The organism is Arthrobacter sp. 05L44 (assembly GCF_056397605.1).
The window spans coordinates 16,041-35,084 of the sequence record NZ_JBFTNS010000010.1 but is presented as its reverse complement, the minus strand read 5'-3'; the positions used below and the strand labels follow the sequence as shown (position 1 = coordinate 35,084).

Here is a 19,044-nt window from a genome sequence, read left to right as displayed (position 1 = left end):
GCCGGGATGCGATGCTGCCGGGACCGGCTGGTATCCCTGCCGTGAGATCCCGCATGCTGTGCACGCGGACGGACAGGTTCCGAGAGGAGTGACTCCAAGCAAATCCGGCGCCGTGGGATTGATGCAGTGATCACGGAGGCGCGCAGAGCGGAAGGTAAGTACCTGCGTCGCTGCCGGGGCGGGACTTCCGATGGCGCCAGCGCAGCTGTCGGTGCGGAAGGCGCCGGTACAGAAGACGTCGCTGCGGAAAATCCGGCCGGCTACTTGAAGTTAAGGATCATGTTTTTAGCCTAGCAGACCGGCCCCCCGCGCCATGGGCCGCCGTGTCGGGGCGGACGGCGGCGGATCCCGGCCGGTTTCCCATACCGCCGGAGCGCCAACTAATCTGGCCAGTTATGGAGTCTGCACACTATTTCAGCGCCCAGCCGGCCGGGCCGTTCACCCGCAAGCCCCTGACCGTGGAACTCGCCGGCGGGCAGCGGCAGTTGCAGACGTCCGCGGGGATCTTCAGCCCGGACGGAATCGACAAGGGTACAGCCGTCCTCCTGGCGGATGTTCCCGCTCCCGCACCGCAGGGGAACCTGCTGGACATCGGCTGCGGCTGGGGTCCGATCGCGCTGACCATGGCGTTGCGGGCGCCGCACGCACGGGTCTATGCCGTGGACGTCAACGAACGCTGTGTGACGCTGACGAACGAGAATGCGGGGCTGCTGGGACTCACCAACGTCACCGCCAGCACCCCCGGGGACGTCGACCCGGAGCTGCGCTTCGACACGATCTGGTCCAACCCGCCCATCCGGATCGGCAAGGATGAACTCCATGCCCTGCTGCTGCTCTGGCTCCCGCGGCTGGCCGCGGGAGGCTCGGCCTGGCTGGTGGTGCAGAAGAACCTGGGCTCCGATTCGCTTCAGCGCTGGCTTTCGGCCGAGCTGGATGCCAGCTTCACCGTGACCCGGGAAAGCACATCAAAGTCCTTCAGGATCCTGCGGGTCAGGAAAGCGTCCCACTAGCGACGATCACGGCGGGCCCGCTGAGTTCCACGTGCTCGTGGCCGTCCGCGGCGACGAAGAACTTCACGCCGACGACGCCGCCGGGCACCTCCACGTTCCAGGTATCCGGTGCACCCTGGCCGGCCCAGTGCCGGATCGCGACGGCAGCGGCGCAGGCTCCGGTGCCGCAGGACTGGGTCTCCCCCACCCCGCGTTCGTGCACGCGCATGGTGATGGTACCCACGCCGTCGTGGACCAACGGCTCGGCCGGCACCACAAACTCAACGTTCGTCCCGTGCGGCGGAACCGGGTCCACCCGCGGCGCCCGGAACAGTTCCGTGGCCTCCAGCTCCGCGAGTTCGGCCAAGGCGACGACGGTGTGCGGGTTTCCCATGCTGACGGAGAGTGCCGGCCGGGCCACTTCCAGGCCGCCGGCGCTGACCAGCGAATCCATGGCGCGGGCGGTGGCTTCGCCGGGGAAGATGAACTCCCAGGGGCCCATATCCACGGCGTACCCGGAGGCAGTGCGGACCACGGTCTTGACCCCGCCGCGGGTTCCGATGGTCAGTGATTCGCCCGCCGGCAGGTCCACCAGGCCTTCGGCGATCAGGAAGTGCACGAAGACCCGGACGCCGTTGCCGCACATTTCGGACAGCGAACCGTCGCCGTTGCGGTAGTCCATAAACCATTCTGCGCCGGGGTGGGCGGCAAGCAGTTCCTGGCCCTCGGGAAGCAGCCGGGACGGGACGGCGCGAATGAGTCCGTCGCCGCCGATGCCGCGGTGCCGGTCGCAGAGCGCCGCGACCTGTTCCGGGGTGACGGCCAGGGCCCCGTTGGGGTCCGCGATGAGGACGAAGTCGTTGCCGGTTCCGTGGCCCTTCGAGAACTTCAGGCCGCCAGGGGTAACGGCGCCTCCGGCAGCAAGGTGGTCAGCGGCCGGGGCCAGGGTTTCGTCCATGGTCCAAGGTTACAGTTCGTTGCGTGCCGGGGTGGAACCGGGGCGCCGGCCAGGCTGCGAACGCGTGGCGCCCGCCAGGGTGTCCGGGGCGGACTTGTCAGCCGCAGAGCTCCACGGCCCGGGCCAGTAACCCGGGGTCTTGCCAGTCAAGCCAGTGGATCCGGGGGTCGGCCCGGAACCAGGTGAGCTGGCGCCGGGCGAATTTCCGGGTCGCGGCGATGGTGTCCTCGGCGGCCGTCTCCAGGTCCCACTCGCCGTCCACCACCCGGAGGAACTGCGAATAGCCCAGGGCGCGGGAGGCGGTCCGGCCCCGCCGCAGCCCTTCGGCGTCGAGGCGCTGCACCTCGGCCAGCAACCCGGCATCCACCATGGCGTGCACGCGGGTGGCCAGCCTGGCGCGCAGCAGCTCGCGGTCAACATCCAGGCCGAGCTGCACAGCCGGCTGGAAGTACTCGCGGGAGGGCATAAAGGAGCTGAAGGGGCGCCCGGTCAGTTCGAAGACCTCCAGCGCGCGGATCACGCGCCGCGCATCGCCCAGCCGTCCGGCGGAGACCGGATCGAGCCGTTCCAGCCGTGCCCGCAGCGGCGCGAGCCCGGCGGCGGCTTCCTCAGCTTCCAGCCGGCCGCGGATGGCGGGGTCGGTGCCGGGGAACTCGAGTACGTCCAGGACCGCCCGGACGTAGAGACCGGAGCCGCCGGCGAGGATGGCCCGTTTCCCGCGGCTGTGGATCTCCGCAATCACCGCGCGGGCCTGCTGCTGGAAGTCCGAGACGCTGGCTTCCTCGGTGACGTCGAGGATGTCCAGGAGGTGGTGCGGCACTCCCCTGCGTTCAGCCGGCGTGATCTTCGCGGTGCCGATGTCCATGCCGCGGTAGAACTGCATGGCGTCGGCGTTAACCACTTCGCCGTCGAGGGCCACGGCCAGCGCGACGGCCAGATCGGACTTCCCGGAGCCGGTGGGGCCGACGACGGCGATAACCGGCGGCGTGGCGCGGAGGGTCCCGTGGGCCGGCAGGGCGGCGGTCAGGGGTGCGGGCGTGACCTGCGGGGCGGGCGCGGCCACGGGCTAGCGGGCGCGGAGCGGGAGGGTGGGCATGCCCAGGGACACCCCCGTGGTGCCGCCGGCCGCGCCGGGTACCGGGGCGCCACACGAATCGGCCTGCGACCGGTCCCAGGCGTCGCCGGCGCGGGACCGCCGCAGGCTGTACTCGGCCGGGCCCGCGGGGTCGGCGATCAGGTGGAACGCCGCGGCTTCGGTGATGGTCACGGTCACGAGGTCCCCCGGACGGGGGGTTTCGGCACCTTCGGGGACGGAGAAGTGCACCAGCCGCTGGTCGCGGGCGCGGCCGGACAATCGGTGGGTTTCTCCGGCCTTACGGCCCTGCTGGGCGGTCACCATGACCTCGACGCGGCGGCCCAGCTGGCGGGCGTTCTCCTCGGCCGCGATCCGGTCCTGCAGCGCGGTGAGCCGTTCGAAGCGTTCCTGCACCACCGCTTTGGGCAGCTGGTCCGGCAGTTCGGCGGCCGGGGTACCCGGGCGCTTTGAGTACTGGAAGGTGAAGGCTGTGGCGAACCGGGACTTTTCCACGACGTCGAGCGTGGCCTGGAAGTCCTCTTCCGTTTCGCCCGGGAATCCGACAATCAGGTCGGTGGAGATGGCGGCGTGCGGGATCTTCTCCCGCACCTTGTCCAGGATGCCGAGGAACTTGGTGGAGCGGTACGACCGCTTCATCTCCCGGAGGACCTTGTCCGAACCCGACTGCAGTGGCATGTGCAGCTGCGGCATCACGTTCGGCGTCTCGGCCATCGCGTCGATGACGTCGTCGGTGAACGCCGCCGGGTGCGGACTGGTGAACCGCACGCGCTCAAGGCCCGGAATTTCACCGCAGGCACGCAGCAGTTTGGAAAACGCCTGCCGGTCGCCGAATTCAACGCCGTACGAGTTCACGTTCTGCCCCAACAGGGTGACCTCGATGGCGCCGTCGTCAACGAGCGCCTGGATCTCCGCGAGGATGTCGCCGGGCCGGCGGTCCTTCTCCTTGCCCCGCAGTGCCGGGACGATGCAGAACGTGCAGGTGTTGTTGCAGCCGACCGAGATGGAGACCCAGCCCGCGTAGACGGAGTCCCGTTTCGTGGGCAGGGTGGAGGGGAAGACGTCCAGTGATTCCAGGATCTCCAGCTGGGCCTCGTCGTTGTGGCGGGCCCGGTCCAGCAGGGCCGGCAGGGCTCCGACGTTGTGCGTTCCGAAGACGGCGTCCACCCACGGTGCCTTCTTCAGGATCGTTTCGCGGTCCTTTTGCGCCAGGCAGCCGCCTACGGCGATCTGCATGCCCGGATTGGCTTCCTTGACCGGGCGGAGGATGCCGAGGTTGCCGTAGAGCTTGTTGTCGGCGTTCTCCCTGACCGCGCAGGTGTTGAAGACCACGACGTCGGCCAGGTCGCCGGCGGACGGGACGTAGCCGGCGGCTTCGAGCATTCCTGACATCCGCTCGGAATCGTGCACGTTCATCTGGCAGCCGAACGTCCGGACCTGGTACGTGCGGGCCGGAGCGGCGTCATTCGGGGAAGGGGTTCCGCCGGGGGCTGGGGAGGGAATGGTCAAACTCACCTGTTAAGGGTACCGGGTTGGCGCGCTCGCGTGGCCGGAGGGCATGCCGGCAAAAGCTCAGGGCTACCCGTCCGGGTCCTGGAGCACCGCGTCGACTGCCTCGCCGACGATCCGGAACGCCTGCGACGGCTGATAGCCCTTGCGCGCGAGCATGGAGGCTAGGCGCCGGACTGTCTTGTCCCGTTCGGCGCGGTCCTCGAGGCCGCGGGCGTTCCGCAGTTTGCGGTCCACGAGCTCGCGGGCCGCCGCTTCCTCGTCCTCATCGCTGAGCTGCTCGAGGGCGACCGCTGCCGTGTCCTGGTCGATGCCTTTCTCCGCCAACTCCCGGCGCAGGGCACCTTTGGCCAGTTTCCGGCTCTGCGACCGGCTCCGCACCCACATCTCGGCGAACTCGGTGTCGTCAACGAGACGGACTTCTTCGAAGCGGTCCAGGACGGCTTCGGCTACGTCCTCGGGGATGTTGCGTTCCGCCAACTTGCGGGCCAGCTGCAGCCGGCTCTTGGCCGAGCTGGTCAGTTGCCGGAGCACAATGGCCCGGGCGACGGCGGCGGGATCGGCGTCGCGGTCCTGCTCCGGCGCGGGCGGTCCCGCCCGGCCGGAGTCTTCGCCCGCAACGACGCCGGGGCCAGGGTTCCCGGACGGGAATCCTGACCCCTTGCGGCGCCGTGCGGCCGAGGCCCGGCTGTTAGAAGCCGTCAACGGCCTTCAGCTTCGGTGACGCTTCGGGCTCCGCCTTGACGCCGACACCGAGCTTCTCCTTGATCAGTCGCTCCAGCTCGGCAGCGAGCTCGGGGTTGTCCCGCAGGAACCGGCGGGAGTTCTCCATGCCCTGTCCCAGCTGGTCGCCGTCGTAGGTGAACCAGGATCCGGACTTCTTGATCAGGCCGTGCTCGACACCCATGTCAATGATGCCGCCCTCACGGGAGATGCCCTGGCCGTAGATGATGTCGAACTCAGCGATCTTGAAGGGCGGAGCCATCTTGTTCTTGACGATCTTGGCCTTGGTCCGGTTACCCACGGAATCGGCGCCCTCCTTGAGGGTCTGGATCCGGCGGACGTCGATGCGGACGGAGGCGTAGAACTTCAGGGCCTTACCACCGGTGGTGGTTTCCGGCGAGCCGAAGAAGACGCCGATCTTCTCGCGCAGCTGGTTGATGAAGATGGCGGTGGTCTTGGTCTGGCTCAACCGGCCGGTGATCTTTCGCAGGGCCTGGCTCATCAGGCGGGCCTGCAGGCCGACGTGGCTGTCGCCCATGTCGCCTTCGATTTCGGCGCGCGGCACCAGGGCGGCGACTGAGTCGATGACAACAATGTCCAGCGACCCGGAGCCGACCAGCATGTCCATGATTTCCAGGGCCTGCTCACCGGTGTCCGGCTGCGAGACGAGCAGGGCGTCGGTGTCGACGCCCAGCTTGGCGGCGTATTCGGGGTCCAGGGCGTGCTCGGCGTCGATGAACGCCGCGATCCCGCCCAGGCGCTGGGCATTAGCGACTGCGTGCAGGGCCACGGTGGTCTTACCGGAGGATTCCGGCCCGTAGATCTCCACAACGCGGCCGCGGGGCAGCCCGCCAATTCCGAGGGCCACGTCCAGCGCGATGGAGCCGGTGGGGATGACCTCGATGGGGGCACGGGTCTCGTCGCCCAGCCGCATGATCGATCCCTTGCCGAACTGCTTGTCAATCTGGGCCAGCGCTGCTTCGAGCGCCTTCTCACGATCCGGGGCTGCCGCCATGGTTCACACCTCTAATGCTTTCTCGCTTTGGAGTGGCCGCTACGGCCTTTGCTTTGTCATCACAGACGCTACTGGCAGCCTCTGACAAAAGTGCCGCCGTCGTTGCGTATGTGGAAAACGCTCTGAAAAAAGCATAGCGCCGTCCGAACAGATATTCGAACAATCGGGCGGCGTGTCAGCGCCCGTTCGGCGCGCGCCGGGTCGCTCAGCGGGGCTTGACGTCACGGCCGAGCCGCCGCTCCGCCGGCACATCCTGGACATCGCACAGGGCCAGCCAGACCTGCTTGGGCGGCACGCCGGCGCGGAGGGCCTCGTCAGCGGTCCGTCCGCCGACGCCGGAGAGCACCAGGGAGCCGCTAAGGACGCGGGAGTACCCGGCTCCGAACTCGTCATCCATAAGCCGCCAGAAGTCGCTGATTCGCATCGGTAAAGTCTCTCACGGGCCCGGACCCTAGAATGGTTGCTATGAGCAACGCACGCGGCGCCACCCCCGATCAGGCGCCAGTTTCCGGGACCGGCGCCACTTCCGAGGAGGCACTGGCCGACGTCGAACGCCAGTTAAGCCTGCTGTGGCGGCGCGCCCGGTCCATGTCGCAGCAGCTCTCCCGCCAGGTCCACCCGGAGATGGAGCCGGCCGCCTACGGTCTGCTGTCCGTCCTGCGGACCAAGGGGCCCATCCGCCTGACCGAGCTGGCATCCTGCATCGGCGTCGGGAAGCCGTCGGTCAGCCGGCAGGTAGCGTTCCTGGAGGGCCTCGGACTTGTCTCGAAGGCGGCGGATCCGCTCGACGGCCGCGCCCAGGCCATCAGCCTGACGGCGCGCGGCGAAGAGAAGATGCACCTGGTCCAGGATGCGCGCCGCGAGGTCTTCCGCGAGCGGCTAGCGGAATGGCCGGCGCACGAGCTCGAGGCCTTCGCCGGCTACATGGCCAAGCTCAACGCCACGTATGAGCGTGACGGTTTCCCCCGCGACGACAGTTTCTGACCGGAGCACCTGCCACGACGTGGCCCGCCGCACACTCCGGACACTCACGACACAAAAAAGGTCCCCGGCACACCGCCGGGGACCTTCTTAGTAGTTGCAGTGGGGGCTAGCGTGCCCCGGAGAGCAGGCCCGTGGCCAGCTCGTCGTTCAGCTCCCGGTCGAGGTCACGACCATAGCGCTGGGCAAATTCCTGCGGCACGGTGTCCGGGACTGCGACGCCCTCGGCCACGGCCACACGGTCACTGACCTCGCGGAGCATGGTGGAGAGGGGAACGTCGAGGGCCGAGCAGATCGAGGAAAGCAGCTCCGAGGAGGCTTCCTTTTGGCCACGTTCCACTTCACTCAGGTAGCCCAGGGAAACACGGGCGCTGTGCGAGACTTCGCGGAGGGTACGGCCTTGGCGTTGGCGGACGTCGCGCAGCACATCACCGATTTCGTGACGAAGTACAACCATCTTGCGCTCCTTCTGTTCGCTCTTTGCCTGATCGGCGAGGCCCACATCCTTCCAGCGGACAACGCCGTTTACGGATACGGGCTGCTTTACCATCTGTATCGCCTTGCTCCCTCGTAAGTCTGGTTCGCTGCTGAAGGCGAACCGTCTGATGATTTCATCCTAGGCGCCACCCTTCTTCAGGGGCGACACAATGTAACAACTATTCGGAATCAACATTTGTTCCCGGCAACTTTACCCGCGGTAGCTTGTGGGCGACAGGGCCTCGAGCAGCCTTTCGAGGGCGGCGCCGCAGGCCAGGGCCCGGATCTCCTGGCGGCTTCCCTCGAAGTGGTAGGCGAACGACGTCGCGTTCGCCGCCGTGGCGAGGCCGATGAAGACCGTTCCCACGTCCTTGCCGTCGTGCGGGTCGGGGCCGGCCACCCCGGTTGTGGACACGCCGACATCGGCGCCGCAGGCCGTCCGCGCGCCGGCCGCCATCGCGGCGGCCACCTCGCCGTCCACCGAACCGGCGGTGGCGAGCAGCCCGGCGGGGACGCCGAGGACGGCGGACTTGACCGAGTTTGCGTAGGCAACCACTCCGCCCTGCAGCATGGCGGAGGCTCCCGGGGTGTCGGCCAGCACGGCGGCGACCATACCGGCGGTGAGGGACTCGGCCGTGGCCACGGTGAGCCCGCCGTCGATGGCGCGGCCGACGGCCTCTCCGGCCAGGCGGTGCAGGTTGGGGTGCAGGCCGGGGTGGGGGGTGGACTCCTGGGCTGGCTGCGGGGCGCTCACGGGGTCCCCTTCCGGACCTGCTGCTGCCGGGCCTTGATGCCGCTGGCCCGCAGTTTGAGGGCCTCCACCACATACTCGGCCCCGGTCCAGACGGTGATTGCCACGGCCGCCATCATGACCGCGAAGGCCACGAACCCCAGCCAGGGGGCAATTGAGGCCAGCGGCATGACGTACAGGAAGATTGCGACGGTCTGGATGACGGTCTTGAGTTTGCCGCCGCGGGAGGCCGGGATCACGCCGTAACGGATGACAAAGAAGCGCAGGGCCGTGACGCCCCACTCCCGGACCAGGATCACCGCCGTCACCCACCAGGGCAGTTCGGCGAGCAGGGACAGCATCACCAGCGCCGAGCCGATCAGGAGTTTGTCCGCGATCGGGTCCGCGATCTTCCCGAAGTCGGTGATGAGGCCGCGGCTGCGGGCGATGTCGCCGTCGAGCTTGTCCGTATAGATCGCCACCGCGAAGACGACGACGGCGGCCCAGCGCCACACGCCGCTTTGCGCGTGCAGGCCGGGCGCGTCTGCCAGCAGGAACCAGACGAAGAAGGGCACCAGCGCGATCCGCAGCATCGTCAGGATGTTGGGCAGGTTCCAGATCCGCGGGGCGGACCCGGCGTTGGTTTCGGCGCTAGTCACCTTCCTAGGCTACCGTCTCCACCGGTTACCGTCCGGTGAGCGACCAGGCGTCCTCGGAACCCTCGTCGTCGTCTCCGGGCCCGTCGGCGCCGTCGTAGTAGTCGACGCTTTGGGTCCGGTTGTCCAGGTCCGCGGCCACCAGGTCCTCGGCGTAACCGCCCTGGGCGATGTTGGCGTTGGCGTTCTCGCTCAGCGCGGCGGTCTGCGAATCGCCGGCGGCCGGGCCGTCCTGGCCCTTCATGGCGGCCAGGACCGCGGCGAGGTCGTCCGGCTTGACCAGGACGTCGCGGGCCTTGGAGCCTTCCGAGGGGCCAACGACTCCCCTGGACTCCAGCAGGTCCATCAGGCGGCCGGCCTTGGCGAAGCCGACGCGCAGCTTGCGCTGCAGCATCGACGTCGAGCCGAACTGTGTGGTGACCACGAGCTCGGTGGCCTGCAGGAGGACCTCGAGGTCGTCCCCGATGTCGTCGTCGATCTGCTTCTTCTGCGCCTCGGGGGCGACGTCGTCGCGGTACACAGCTTTGAGCTGGCCCTTGACGTGCTCAACCACCTTGTGGATCTCGGATTCGGTGACCCAGGCGCCCTGGACGCGCATCGCCTTGGAGGCGCCCATGGGCAGGAACAGCGCGTCGCCCTGGCCGATGAGTTTCTCGGCGCCGGGCTGGTCCAGGACCACGCGGGAGTCGGTGACGGAGGAGGTCGCAAACGCCATGCGGGACGGGACGTTCGCCTTGATCAGGCCGGTGACCACGTCCACCGAGGGCCGCTGGGTGGCCAGGACCAGGTGGATGCCGGCGGCGCGGGCCAGCTGGGTGATGCGGACGATCGAGTCTTCGACATCGCGCGGCGCCACCATCATGAGGTCGGCGAGCTCGTCGACGATCACCAGCAGGTACGGGTACGGGCGGATGACGCGCTTGGAGTCGACCGGCGGGTGGACCTTGCCGGCCCGGACCGCCTTGTTGAAGTCGTCGATGTGCTTGAAACCGTAGTTGGCGAGGTCGTCGTAGCGGGCGTCCATCTCGCGGACCACCCATTGCAGCGCCTCGGCGGCCTTCTTCGGGTTCGTGATGATCGGGGTGATCAGGTGCGGCACGCCCTCGTAGGCGGTCAACTCGACGCGCTTGGGGTCCACCATGACCATCCGGACCTCGTCCGGGGTGGCGCGCATCAGGATCGAGGTGATCATCGAGTTCACGAAGGAGGACTTACCGGCACCAGTGGCGCCGGCCACCAGCAGGTGCGGCATCTTCGCGAGGTTGGCCACCACGTAGCCGCCCTCGACGTCCTTGCCGACGCCCATCACCATGGGGTGGTCCGTGCGGCGGGCGTTCTGGCTGCGCAGCACGTCGCCCAGCGAGACCGTCTCGCGGTCGGTGTTGGGGATTTCGATGCCGATGGCTGACTTCCCGGGGATCGGGCTCAGGATCCGGACATCGGAGCTCGCCACGGCGTAGGAGATGTTCTTGGACAGTGCGGTAACCCGCTCCACCTTCGTGCCCGGGGACAGCTCGATCTCGTAGCGCGTCACGGTGGGACCGCGGCTGAAGCCGGTGACCTGGGCGTCCACGTTGAACTGCGTCAGCGTCTCGGTCAGGGAGGCAACGATCGCGTCGTTGGCCTCGGTGCGCTCCTTGGGGATGGACCCGGGGGTGAGCATGTCCGACGCCGGCAGGGTGTAGGTGACGTCGCCGGCCAGTGAGAGCTGTTCGGTTCGCTGCGGGATCGGGGTGGGCAGCGGGGCGGGGGCGACGGGGTTGGCGGGGACTTTGGGGGCCGCGCCGGCGGTCACGGACCCTGCGGCGATCATGCCGGGCGTGATCTGCGGGATGGCTTCGGTGGCGCCCTCCCCTGCCGCGCCGGCTGCCGTCCCGAGGCCCTGTGCGGCCTTGATCTTTTCGACGGCGATCTCGGCCTGGGTGGGGCGCCGCACACCGGGGGCCACGGCCTTGGCGGCCTTGCCGCCCTTGGGTGCGTTGGCGTCTGCGGCCTCGTCGTCGTCGACGACGGCGTGCTCGAACGCCTCGTCTCCGACGTAGCCTTCCAGCCGCGGGTCGGCGTCGTCGTCCTTGCCGAACATACGCTTGCGCTTTTTCTTCGGCGCGGGAGCGTCGTTTTCATACAGGTAGCTGCGGTCGTGGCTGTCCTGGTCCTCGTAGTCCTGCAGGTCGATACCCATCAGGTGCTCGTAGGCGCCACGGAGCCGGGACGGGATGGCCCCGAAGGGTGTGGCGGTGACGATCAGGAGCGAGGTGAACGCCAGGAGGCTGTAGAGGGCGACCGGTACGGCGGCGTGGATGGTGGCCAGCGGCGCTGCGGCCAGGTAGCCCAGCATGCCGCCGGCGTGGCGGAGCCCGTCGAAACCGTCGGCGACGGTGGGCTGGCCGCCGATGATGTGGGCCAGGCCGCAGCCGGCGAAGGTCATGATGAGGAAGCCGATGCCGATGCGGTTGTTGCCGCGGCCGTCCACGGGCTCGCGGAAGAGGCGGAAGGCGCACACGAAGAGCATCAGCGGCAGCAGCAGGGTCATCCAGCCGAAGGTGCCGTTGACGATGTTGAAGACCATGTCCGGCAACCAGCCCTGGAAACCCCACCAGGCGAACGTGGCAATGAAGACGCCGAGTGCGAGGTTGAACAGGGCCGCGCCGTCGCGGCGATCGGCCGGGTCGAGGTCGGAGACGTCGTGGCCGATCCGGCGGATCCCGGCGCCGACCACGTGGCCGATTCCCAGCCACGCGCCCGCGACAACCCGGACCAGCCAGGGCTGCCGGGGTTCGACGGCGGCCAGCTGGCGGGTGCGCGCCGTGCCTTGCGAGCGGCCGGTTTTGGACGCGGCTGCGCCAGTGGTCCGGCCCGAGGAGCTGCCCGCTTTGCTCCTGGAAGTGCCGGTTGAACTGCCGCTTGAGTTGCCTCTAGGCGCGGAGGAGGTGCGTGTCGCCATACCCGCAACGGTACCGGACACTGGGCCGAAACCCGCGGATTTCCGGGGCGGGCGGGATCATGTTGGACTGCGGGGCTGCCGTCCCGGGAGCCGGGCGGCTACGGAAACGGCCTCCCCCGCCGGGACCGCGGAAAGCGGTGCCGGCCGGGAAGGCCGTCTCGGTGACGCTGGTGCCGGGCCGCCGGGGCGGAGCCGACGGTGCGGGCTAAGCCTCGAGGACCACCGGGATGATCATGGGCTTGCGGCGGAGTTTACGGTTCACCCAGGTGCCGATCACGCGGCGGACGACCTGCTGCAGCTGCTGCGTGGTGTGGTCGCGGTTCTGGACGGCCTCTTCGAGGGCGGCGTTGATCTTGGGAATGATTTCGTCGAAGACGGAGTCGTCTTCGGCAACGCCGCGGGCGTGGATTTCCGGCCCGGAGACCACCTTGCCGGTTGCGCGGTGGATGACCGTGACGATCGAGATGAAGCCTTCGTCGCCGAGGGTCTGGCGGTCCTTGAGGTCCGCTTCGGTGACCTCGCCGACGCTGGAGCCGTCAACGTAGACGAAGCCGACCTCGACCTGGCCGACAATGTCTGCCTGGTGGTCGCGGAGGTCGATCACGGTGCCGTTGTCGGCCAGCAGGATGCTTTCCTCCGGGACGCCGGACTCGAGGGCGATCTTGCCGTTGGCGATCAGGTGCCGCGTCTCACCGTGGACGGGCATCGCGTTGAGCGGCTCGAGGATGTTGTAGCAGTACAGCAGCTCTCCCGCGGCGGCGTGGCCGGAGACGTGCACCTTGGCGTTGCCCTTGTGGATGACGTCGGCACCGAGCTTGAGCAGGCCGTTGATGATGCGGAAGACGGCGTTCTCGTTGCCCGGGATGAGGCTGGAGGCGAGGATGACGGTGTCGCCCTGGCCGACGACGACGCGGTGGTCTCCGTTGGCCATGCGGGACAGTGCGGCCATCGGCTCGCCCTGGGACCCGGTGGACATCAGCACGACGCGGTTGTCCGGCAGGTTGTCGATGTTCTTGATGTCAACGAGGATGCCGGCGGGCACCTCGAGGTAGCCGAGCTTCGCGGCGATGGCCATGTTGCGGACCATGGACCGGCCCACGAAAGCGACCTTGCGGTTGTGGTTCGCGGCGGCGTCGAGCACCTGCTGGACGCGGTGCACGTGCGAGGAGAACGAGGCCACGATGATGCGCTTGGACGCCTGGCCGAAGAGCCGGTCCAGGGTGGGACCGATTTCCTTCTCGGCCGTGGTGAAGCCGGGCACGTCCGCGTTCGTGGAGTCGGACATAAAGAGGTCAACGCCCTCTTCGCCGAGCTTGGCGAAGTGGCGGAGGTCGGTGATCCGGCCATCGAGCGGCAGCTGGTCCATCTTGAAGTCACCGGTGTGCAGCACGGTGCCGCCGGAGGTGCGCAGGAACACGGCCAGGGCGTCCGGGATCGAGTGGTTGACGGCCACGAATTCGCAGTCGAAGGGGCCGAACTTCTTGGTCTGGCCCTCGCTCACGATCATGGTGGTCGGCTTGATCCGGTGCTCCTGGAGCTTGGCCTCGATCAGCGCCAGTGTCAGCTGCGAGCCGACGAGGGGGATGTCGTTGCGCAGGCGCAGCAGGTACGGGACGGCGCCGATGTGGTCCTCGTGGCCGTGGGTGAGGACCACGGCGACGATGTCGTCGAGGCGGTTCTCGATGTAGGAGAAATCGGGCAGGATCAGGTCGACGCCGGGCTGGGTCTCCTCGGGGAAGAGGACGCCGCAGTCAACGATCAGCAGCTTGCCGTCGATTTCGAAGACGGTCATGTTGCGGCCGATTTCCCCGAGTCCGCCGAGCGGCACGATCCGCAGGGTGTTCTTGGGCAGTTTCGGCGGCGTGACAAGGCCGGGGAGGGCGGTTTGGGTCATAGTGCACTACTTTCCAGGCGGGGCAGGAGGTGTCCGTTCCTGATCAGGCATTGGCTGCCGGATCAGGAGTAGACGAGTCCTGCTTCCGCCAAGTCCTCGCGGATCGTTTCGATCTCGGCTTCGCCCGGCTCCACGAGGGGCAAACGGACAACCGAGTTGGGCAGGACTCCCTGCCACTTAAGAACTTGCTTCGCAGCAACAGCACCCTGGATGTGGGTCATCACTGCACGGACCACAGGGTCCAGTTCGAAATGTATGGTGCGGGCGGTGGCAAAATCGCCTGCAAGTGCGGCATCGATCATCGCACGGTACTGCTTGGTGGCCACGTGTGCCGACACGCTGACCAGCCCGACGGCGCCGGCCGCCATCCAGGGCAGGGTCAGTCCGTCGTCGCCGGAGTAGACGTCCAGCTCGGTGTTCGCCATCACGCGGGTGACCGCCGCGAAGTCTGCCTTGGCGTCCTTGAGGGCGACGATGCGCGGGTGGTCGGCGAGCCGGATCATGGTTTCCGGCAGGATGGGCACACCGGCGCGGCCGGGGATGTCGTAGACCATCACGGGAAGGTCGGCGGCGTCGGCCACGGCTTCGATGTGGGCCTGGATCCCGGCCTGGCTGGGCTTGTTGTAGTACGGCGTGACGATCAGCTGGCCGTGGGCGCCGGCTTTGGCGGCCCGCTTGGCCATCTCGATCGAGTGTGAGGTGTGGTTGGTGCCGGTGCCGGCGATAACCTTGGCGCGGTCCCCCACGGCCTCGACGATGACGCGGAACAGCTTTTCCTTTTCGTCGTCTTCCAGCGTGGAGGTCTCCCCGGTGGTGCCGGAAATGACGAGGGCGTCATTGCCGTCGTCGACGAGCTTGGCGGCCAGCTCTGCGGACTGCTGATAGTCGACCTCACCGGCGGTCGTGAACGGAGTGACCATGGCGGTCACAAGGGTTCCGAACGTGTAAGAGCGAATGTCAGAGTCAGCCATAGGAAAAACGTTACCTTGTCCGCGGCGTGTTAGGACAATGGCGACGAAGTGATGCGCGTCAAATATGGCCGTCCCCAGTGGCGCTCCCTGGCGCCGCAGGATGCGCCGGCGGGACAGCGCAGTAACGGCCCACGGCCTCCTCGCGCAGCCCTTCAGCCCAGGCGGACAGCCGCTGGGCGGCGCGGACGTAGTGGAACAGCTCGGTGGGGGCGAGCGCCTCGATGTCCGTTTCGGCCAGCCGGCGGGCAAGCTCCGCGCCGGGCATCTGGTCAGCGAGGGAAGTCCCCTCCCGGTGCCATTGGATGTCCTCGGAAGCCTCACCCGCGACCAGGCGGCGGAAGAGGAAGTCCACCACTCTGGGGCTCAGTGCCTTGAGGACGCCGGTGGCGTTGATCGGAGCCGGCTCTGGTGCGTTGTTCATGATGCACATAGTATTCGAACATATATTCGAATACAAGGAGTGGTTCTGCAGTATGGCCGGTCCGGCACCGGCCGGGGCGGAGCACCCGCGCGGGCCGGTCATGAGACGATCGTGGGATGAGCTCGCGCGGTACGGCAACCACTTCACGGACCGCTAAGACCAAGGCAGCCGCTCCCCGGCTGAGGGGCATTGACGCAGCCCGCGGCCTGGCCCTGCTGGGCATGATGGCAACCCACGTGCTCCCCACCTTCGGGTCCGACGCCCAGCTCACTCCCACGTGGGTTGGCCTGGTGCTCTCCGGACGCGCCGCGGCGCTTTTCGCGGTGCTTGCGGGCATCGGACTCGCACTCTCCACGGGCAAGGAGCGTCCCCTGGAAGGCGCCGCGCTGTGGGGCGCCCGGCGGGGCATCGCACTCCGCGCGCTGGTGATAGGCGCCGTCGGACTTTGCCTCGGTGGCCTCGAGGTGAACATCGCCGTCATCCTGGTCCACTACGCCGTGCTGTTCCTTTGCGTCCTGCCGTTCCTCGGGCTGAATCCGAAGCGGCTTTGGCTGCTGGCCGCGGCCTGGCTGCTGGCGGCCCCGGTACTGGCCTATCTCCTGCGGCCGTGGCTGCTGGCCGCCGAGCCGCCCCTCCACCTGGGCTACAACCCCGGCTGGGAGGATCTGGCTACCCCGGGCCGGGTGCTCGGCGATGTGTTCCTGACCGGCTACTACCCGGTACTGCAGTGGCTGGCCTACCTGATCATTGGCCTGGCGATCGGCCGGATGGCACTGTCCACCGCGGCCGTTCAGCTGTTGCTGGTGGCCGGCGGGACCATCACCGCGGTCCTGGCGAAGTGGTTCAGTGTTGTGCTGATGGAGGACTGGGGCGGCCGGGCGGCGCTCCAGGAGCACGTAGGTGATCCCGCCTATCCGCTGGCGAGCCTGTTGCAGGTGAACCTCGCGGGCATCGACCAGTCAGGTTCGGCGTGGTGGCTGGCCTCCAGCGCCCCGCATTCGGGAACCACACTTGACCTGCTGCATACCGCGGGGGTGGGCGCCGCCGTCGTCGGTCTCTGCCTGTTGTTGGGCCGCCTCGCGGACTGGGTGCAGCTGGATCTGTTGCTCCCGTTGCGCGGGGCCGGCGCCTTGACGCTGAGCCTCTACACGGCGCATGTGTGCCTAATGGCCTCGCTGCATGGCCGCCCGCTTCCGGCCGGCTGGAGCGTGGAGGGCCTGTTTTGGGCGCAGGCGCTCGCGGCCCTGGTCATCGGCACGATCTTCGCCAGGCTGTCCTGGCGGGGGCCGTTGGAATGGGCCGGCCATGCCGCGAACCTCCTGGGACGCGGCCGGCGGGCCGGCCTGCGCTAGAAGGCTGCGCTAGGGGGCTGCGCTAGAAGGCCGGCCTGCTGCGCTGGAGGCGCCGTTAGCCGGCCCGAAACAGGCGGACAGCGTCGCGCATGGAAGCACGGGCGCGCTTCCGGTCGCCGGCGGCGTCGTACGCGCAGCTGAGCCGGAACCAGGAGCGCCAGTCCCCCGGGGCCGCTTCTGCTTCCGCACGGTATTTCTCGAATTCCAGGTCTGCAGCCTCCCGGACGATCCTGCCGCCGGGCGTGCGCGGGAGGGTGTCCTCGGGCAGGCCGCCTTCCGCTTCCAGGACCTTGGCCATCCGCTCGGTCCGGGCCCCGAAGAGCAGCTCCCGCACCAGGGCCCACGCCCCGACGATCGGCAGCAGCAGGTACGCGAGGCCGAGGGCCTTCGCGACCAGGTTCTGGTCGGTCAGCAGCAGCACGGACCGCTGCAGGGACACCACCAGGTAGAAGACGAGCAGGAGCGTGACAGCGCCCACCCAGATTTTGGTGCGGTTGGCCTTGAAGGCACCCAGGACGCCGGCCATCAGAGGCCCAGGTCCAGGTAGCCGTCCAGGCCTACCGTCAGGCCGGGGTGGGCGGCAACGTTCCTGACCCCGAGCAGCACGCCAGGCATAAAGGAGGCGCGGTCGAAGGAGTCGTGGCGGAAGGTAAGCTGCTCCCCCGGGCCGCCGAGCAGGACCTCCTGGTGTGCAACGAGGCCGCGCAGCCGCACGCTGTGGACTCGGACGCCGTCGACCTCGCAGCCCCGGGCGCCGGGGCGCTCGCTGGTGGTGGCGTCGGGGCTGGCCGGGGTGCCGGCGGCGGCCCGCTCCGCGGCGACCAGCTGGGCGGTGCGGACGGCGGTGCCGGAGGGGGCGTCCACCTTGTCCGGGTGGTGCAGCTCGATGATCTCGACCGATTCGAAGTAGCGGGACGCTTTCGCGGCGAAGGCCGAGGCGAGCACCGAACCGAGGGCGAAGTTCGGGGCGATGAGGACGCCGACGCCGGGCTGGCCGGCGAGGAGGGACTCGAGCCGGGCCAGCCGGTCTGCGTCCCAGCCGGTGGTGCCGACGACGGCGTGCATACCGTGTTCGACGGCGAACCGGACGTTCGCCTCGGTGCTTTCGGGAACGGTCAGGTCCACCACAACGCGGGCGCCGGAGTCCACCAGCGCGTCGAGGGAGTCGCTGCGGCCCAGTGCGGCGACGAGGGTGAGGTCTTCGGCGGCGTGCACGGCTTTAACAGCCTCGGCGCCCATCCGTCCGTTGGCGCCCAGGACGGCGACGGCGAGTTGTTCGGTCATGGCTTCAACCCTACCGCCGGGGGCGGTCCCGGCTGGAACCGGCGGCCGAGCGTTACCCGCTGCGGAGGGCTTATCCGCCCGCGCCGACCCACTCAACGGTGCCGTCGGCGAAGAACTGTTCCTTCCAGATGGGGACCTGGTCCTTGATCCGGTCCACCAGTTCGGCGCACACTGCGAAGGCCTGCCCCCGGTGCGCGGCGGAGACGGCACAGACCAGGGCGGGGTCGCCGATTTCCAGCATCCCGGTCCGGTGCGCGGCCCAGATCCGCACGGGCTGGGCGGGGCTGTCCGATCCGGCGGAGTGTTCGGCGACGAGCTGCGCGACGACGTCGGCCATCACCTGGTGCGCCGTGGGATGGGCGCTGTAGCTGAGCCGGTGCACCGGCTTGCCGCCGTCGTGGTTGCGGACAACGCCGCTGAAACTCACCACGGCGCCTGCCGTGTCCGATTCCACCGCAAGGATCGCCTGGTCCACGGAGATGGGTTCGGCGCTGAGGACGGCATGCACGATTTCGAAGGATGGTTCAGTGCCCATGGGTGCCCTCCAGCTGGTCGCAGAGGTGTCCGATGATGGGGTCCAGCACACCCAGGCCGTCCATCACGCCCTTCGGCGAGCCGGGGAGGTTGACGATGAACGTGGTCCCGGCCGTGCCGGCGTGGCCGCGGCTGAGCATGGCCGTCGGGGTTTTTGCCGTGCCGGCGCTGCGGAGCCCCTCCATGATGCCGGGGATCTCGCGGTCCAGCAGCGGGAGGGTCTGTTCGGGCGTGGCGTCGGTGGGGCTCAGGCCGGTACCGCCGCTGGTGATGATGACGGCCGGGTGCTGGGTCAGCAGGGCTCGGAGGGCCGCGCCCACCGGCTCGCCGTCGGGTACCACCATGGCGGGAAATGACTCGAAGCCGTGTTCGGCCAGCCAGTCGGCGATCACCGGGCCGGTGAGGTCCTCGTAGACCCCCGCGGCGGCCCGGGTGGAGGCGATCACAATCCCGGCCCTGCGGCCGGTCGCTTCGCCGTGGCGGTGCGGTTCTGGGTGGTTCGTTCCGGTCAGG

The 19,044-nt window shown here is 68.6% G+C and carries 20 protein-coding genes; 3 read left to right on the top strand and 17 right to left on the bottom strand.

What is annotated here, in order from left to right:
• Window positions 1-395 precede the first annotated feature (395 nt).
• Window positions 396-1,010, top strand: coding sequence for a class I SAM-dependent methyltransferase (locus AC1DHY_RS15135; protein WP_476880113.1), 615 nt, complete (start codon window positions 396-398; stop codon window positions 1,008-1,010).
• Here AC1DHY_RS15135 and dapF read toward each other — a convergent pair.
• The 6 genes from dapF to AC1DHY_RS15105 all read right to left on the bottom strand — a co-directional run bounded on the left by dapF (window position 991) and on the right by AC1DHY_RS15105 (window position 6,711).
• Window positions 991-1,947: a diaminopimelate epimerase gene (gene dapF / locus AC1DHY_RS15130; protein WP_476880112.1), complete on the bottom strand. Its 957-nt coding sequence runs from the start codon at window positions 1,945-1,947 to the stop codon at window positions 991-993. The two genes, AC1DHY_RS15135 and dapF, sit on opposite strands and share 20 nt — an antisense overlap.
• A gap of 97 nt (window positions 1,948-2,044) precedes the next feature.
• Complete coding sequence (miaA, locus tag AC1DHY_RS15125; protein ID WP_476903872.1) at window positions 2,045-2,962, bottom strand: tRNA (adenosine(37)-N6)-dimethylallyltransferase MiaA; 918 nt, start codon at window positions 2,960-2,962, stop codon at window positions 2,045-2,047.
• Between the two features lie 51 nt (window positions 2,963-3,013).
• Window positions 3,014-4,555 carry a tRNA (N6-isopentenyl adenosine(37)-C2)-methylthiotransferase MiaB gene (miaB, locus tag AC1DHY_RS15120; RefSeq protein WP_476903860.1) on the bottom strand — a complete coding sequence of 514 codons (1,542 nt, stop codon included), beginning with the start codon at window positions 4,553-4,555 and terminating at the stop codon, window positions 3,014-3,016.
• A gap of 63 nt (window positions 4,556-4,618) precedes the next feature.
• Window positions 4,619-5,254 (bottom strand): regulatory protein RecX, encoded by a 636-nt coding sequence (locus AC1DHY_RS15115; RefSeq protein ID WP_476880110.1) that lies wholly within the window; start codon window positions 5,252-5,254, stop codon window positions 4,619-4,621.
• A complete protein-coding gene (gene recA / locus AC1DHY_RS15110; RefSeq protein WP_476903859.1) occupies window positions 5,241-6,287 on the bottom strand; it encodes a recombinase RecA in 1,047 nt (348 codons plus the stop codon). The genes AC1DHY_RS15115 and recA overlap by 14 nt, the downstream gene beginning before the upstream one ends.
• 205 nt (window positions 6,288-6,492) lie before the next feature.
• On the bottom strand, window positions 6,493-6,711 hold the full coding sequence (locus tag AC1DHY_RS15105) for a DUF3046 domain-containing protein (RefSeq protein WP_476879596.1): 219 nt from the start codon (window positions 6,709-6,711) through the stop codon (window positions 6,493-6,495).
• Between the two features lie 41 nt (window positions 6,712-6,752).
• Here AC1DHY_RS15105 and AC1DHY_RS15100 point away from each other — a divergent pair, with 41 nt between their 5' ends.
• Window positions 6,753-7,271: a MarR family winged helix-turn-helix transcriptional regulator gene (locus tag AC1DHY_RS15100; RefSeq protein ID WP_476879597.1), complete on the top strand. Its 519-nt coding sequence runs from the start codon at window positions 6,753-6,755 to the stop codon at window positions 7,269-7,271.
• Window positions 7,272-7,377: 106 nt separating this feature from the next.
• Here the strand turns inward: AC1DHY_RS15100 and AC1DHY_RS15095 are convergent, their stop codons facing one another.
• The 7 genes from AC1DHY_RS15095 to AC1DHY_RS15065 all read right to left on the bottom strand — a co-directional run bounded on the left by AC1DHY_RS15095 (window position 7,378) and on the right by AC1DHY_RS15065 (window position 15,361).
• Window positions 7,378-7,818 carry a helix-turn-helix domain-containing protein gene (locus AC1DHY_RS15095; RefSeq protein WP_476903858.1) on the bottom strand — a complete coding sequence of 147 codons (441 nt, stop codon included), beginning with the start codon at window positions 7,816-7,818 and terminating at the stop codon, window positions 7,378-7,380.
• 138 nt (window positions 7,819-7,956) lie between these two features.
• Complete coding sequence (locus tag AC1DHY_RS15090; RefSeq protein ID WP_476879599.1) at window positions 7,957-8,499, bottom strand: CinA family protein; 543 nt, start codon at window positions 8,497-8,499, stop codon at window positions 7,957-7,959.
• On the bottom strand, window positions 8,496-9,134 hold the full coding sequence (gene pgsA, locus AC1DHY_RS15085) for a CDP-diacylglycerol--glycerol-3-phosphate 3-phosphatidyltransferase (RefSeq protein ID WP_476879600.1): 639 nt from the start codon (window positions 9,132-9,134) through the stop codon (window positions 8,496-8,498). The genes AC1DHY_RS15090 and pgsA overlap by 4 nt, the downstream gene beginning before the upstream one ends.
• Before the next feature lie 25 nt (window positions 9,135-9,159).
• A complete protein-coding gene (locus AC1DHY_RS15080) occupies window positions 9,160-12,075 on the bottom strand; it encodes an FtsK/SpoIIIE family DNA translocase (RefSeq protein WP_476903857.1) in 2,916 nt (971 codons plus the stop codon).
• A 205-nt stretch (window positions 12,076-12,280) separates the two neighbouring features.
• Entirely contained in the window at window positions 12,281-13,969 is a 1,689-nt protein-coding gene (locus AC1DHY_RS15075; protein WP_476879602.1) for a ribonuclease J, read from the bottom strand.
• A 62-nt stretch (window positions 13,970-14,031) separates the two neighbouring features.
• Complete coding sequence (gene dapA / locus AC1DHY_RS15070; protein WP_476879603.1) at window positions 14,032-14,940, bottom strand: 4-hydroxy-tetrahydrodipicolinate synthase; 909 nt, start codon at window positions 14,938-14,940, stop codon at window positions 14,032-14,034.
• A gap of 58 nt (window positions 14,941-14,998) precedes the next feature.
• Window positions 14,999-15,361 (bottom strand): hypothetical protein, encoded by a 363-nt coding sequence (locus AC1DHY_RS15065; protein ID WP_476903856.1) that lies wholly within the window; start codon window positions 15,359-15,361, stop codon window positions 14,999-15,001.
• Between the two features lie 116 nt (window positions 15,362-15,477).
• Between AC1DHY_RS15065 and AC1DHY_RS15060 the strand changes: the two genes are divergently transcribed.
• Window positions 15,478-16,713 (top strand): heparan-alpha-glucosaminide N-acetyltransferase domain-containing protein, encoded by a 1,236-nt coding sequence (locus AC1DHY_RS15060; RefSeq protein WP_476903855.1) that lies wholly within the window; start codon window positions 15,478-15,480, stop codon window positions 16,711-16,713.
• Between the two features lie 55 nt (window positions 16,714-16,768).
• Here AC1DHY_RS15060 and AC1DHY_RS15055 read toward each other — a convergent pair whose 3' ends face one another.
• The 4 genes from AC1DHY_RS15055 to AC1DHY_RS15040 form a co-directional block, all read right to left on the bottom strand.
• On the bottom strand, window positions 16,769-17,239 hold the full coding sequence (locus AC1DHY_RS15055; RefSeq protein ID WP_476880099.1) for a hypothetical protein: 471 nt from the start codon (window positions 17,237-17,239) through the stop codon (window positions 16,769-16,771).
• On the bottom strand, window positions 17,239-17,997 hold the full coding sequence (gene dapB / locus AC1DHY_RS15050; protein WP_476880098.1) for a 4-hydroxy-tetrahydrodipicolinate reductase: 759 nt from the start codon (window positions 17,995-17,997) through the stop codon (window positions 17,239-17,241). Before dapB ends, AC1DHY_RS15055 begins: the two co-directional genes overlap by 1 nt.
• Window positions 17,998-18,067: 70 nt before the next feature.
• The gene (locus AC1DHY_RS15045; RefSeq protein ID WP_476880097.1) at window positions 18,068-18,532 is read right to left on the bottom strand and encodes a molybdenum cofactor biosynthesis protein MoaE; all 465 of its coding nucleotides are present in this window, start codon (window positions 18,530-18,532) and stop codon (window positions 18,068-18,070) included.
• Window positions 18,522-19,043, bottom strand: a complete 522-nt coding sequence (locus tag AC1DHY_RS15040) for a MogA/MoaB family molybdenum cofactor biosynthesis protein (protein WP_476880101.1) — start codon at window positions 19,041-19,043, stop codon at window positions 18,522-18,524. Before AC1DHY_RS15040 ends, AC1DHY_RS15045 begins: the two co-directional genes overlap by 11 nt.
• Window position 19,044 lies beyond the last annotated feature (1 nt).